Below are 551 nucleotides of genomic sequence, written 5' to 3' on the forward strand. Positions count from 1 at the left end.
CCCCGCCGCAGCCCGGTCGCGATGCCCCGTCGGCCCTCTCGCCGAGCCTTTTCTGACTGCCGAATAGGGCATCGAACATTTGCCTTACACCCTCCAGGGCGACCGGTCCCGCGAACGTCATTCGCCCCTCTCACGGCCCATCCCGCCCGTGGCCACCGGAGAGCCGCGTGACTGGTGAACAGATCATCCGACAACCTTGCAAACGTGCGGCTTTGACCGCTCCTCCCCTCTCGGCCGCACTGGCTTCACAGACGTTTCCGCAGGTCCCAGCGGGTGACGGGTCGTCCGCCGCCGGCCCTGATGCGCCGACACACCACGTGGGCCAGATGGCACAGCCATCGCGCGGGCACCATCGACATCTGATTACGGTGAGGGGGCTCGGGGATCGGAACTCTTCGTAAGGTGTGAACAGTATGTCTCTGCGTTTCTCGCGTATCGCCGGCACCGCTGCCCTCGCGGCCGCGGCCACCGTTCTCCCCCTCGCCGGCACCGCGTTTGCGGGCGGCGGGGAGAACTACAGCCACGGAGGCGGCGGCCACCACTACAGCCGC

Origin of the sequence: Peterkaempfera griseoplana (genome assembly GCF_001418575.1) — a bacterium.
GTDB classification, from domain to species: domain Bacteria; phylum Actinomycetota; class Actinomycetes; order Streptomycetales; family Streptomycetaceae; genus Peterkaempfera; species Peterkaempfera griseoplana.